Raw genomic sequence first — 1,317 nt, 5'->3', positions numbered from 1 at the left:
GCCGCAAGGCAAGTCGTACGGACCGTGACGGGGCGCTCGTCGGCCAGGCGGCGGGCGGCGCGCAGCGACTTCTTCTCGTTGTCGGCATCGAGACCGTAGCCGGACTTGACCTCGACGGTGGTGACGCCTTCGGCCAACAGCGCGTCGAGACGCGGTAGCGTCTCGGCGACCAGCTTGTCCTCGCTCGCTGCGCGCAGCGACTTGACCGAGGAGACGATGCCGCCGCCGGCGCGGGCCACTTCCTCATAAGTGGCGCCAGCCAGCCGCATCTCGAACTCGTTGGCGCGGTTGCCCGCATAGACAAGGTGCGTATGGCAATCGATCAGGCCGGGCGTGATCCAGCGTCCAGCGCAATCGACGGTCTCGGCGCCCTGCCCGGCCGCGACCGGCATGTCGGCCTCCGGGCCGGCATAGACGATAAGCCCGTCGCGCGCGGCAATCGCGCCTTTTTCGACGATACCGAGACCGGCAGCGCCATCGACCATGGTCGCCAGGCGCGCATTGCGCCAGACCCGATGGCCGCTCTTCCCGTTTGCTCCACCCATCGTCTTTTCCATTTGCTTGGATGACGATTATGTATATACATATTGGAACGCGGCGCAAGTGATAATGTCGCCTGGGCATTCAGATTCGGAGAGGAACGTGACGGCGATCTTTGCAAAACAGGCGCTGCTGCCCGGCGGTTGGCAAGACAATGTCAGGATCGCTTTTGAAGATGGCCGCATCTCTTCAGTCGAAGTCGGCGCTTCGGCGCAGGCCGGCGACGAGCGGCATGCCATAGTCCTGCCGGGCATGCCCAACTTGCACAGCCACGCCTTCCAGCGCGGCATGGCGGGTTTGGCCGAATTACGCGGCCTTTCGGCCGACAGTTTCTGGAGCTGGCGCGAGGTGATGTACCGCTTCGCGCTGTCGATGACGCCGGACCAGGTCGAGGCGGTGGCGGCGCAACTCTATGTCGAGATGCTGGAGGCCGGCTTTTCGCGCGTCGGCGAGTTCCACTATCTGCATCACGACCGCGACGGGCAGCCTTACGCCAATATCGCCGAGATGGCCGAGCGGATCGCCGCTGCCTCGGCAGATACCGGCATCGGGCTGACGCTGCTGCCGGTCTTCTATGCCCATTCCGCCTTCGGGGGCGCCGCTCCCGGTGATGGCCAGCGGCGATTCATCAATGATGTCGAGCGTTTCGGGCGCTTGCTTGAGAGAAGCCGCGAGGGCGTTCGCTCATTAGAACAGGCCGTCGTCGGCGTCGCGCCGCATAGTTTGCGCGCCGCAACGCCGGACGAGCTCAATGCCGTCGCTGCGATGACGCCGAAC

At 64.9% G+C, this 1,317-nt stretch carries 1 protein-coding gene and 1 pseudogene; one reads left to right on the top strand and one right to left on the bottom strand.

Annotated elements, in window-relative coordinates:
* Window positions 1-545, bottom strand: a pseudogene (locus EOD07_RS38745) (imidazolonepropionase); the annotation flags it as partial.
* Between the two features lie 97 nt (window positions 546-642).
* Between EOD07_RS38745 and EOD07_RS30580 the strand changes: the two are divergent.
* Window positions 643-1,317: amidohydrolase family protein (locus EOD07_RS30580; protein ID WP_164772694.1), on the top strand; the 675-nt coding region annotated here is incomplete at its 3' end.

The organism is Mesorhizobium sp. M2C.T.Ca.TU.002.02.1.1 (assembly GCF_003997225.1).
This window is presented reverse-complemented; position numbering and strand designations above follow the sequence as displayed.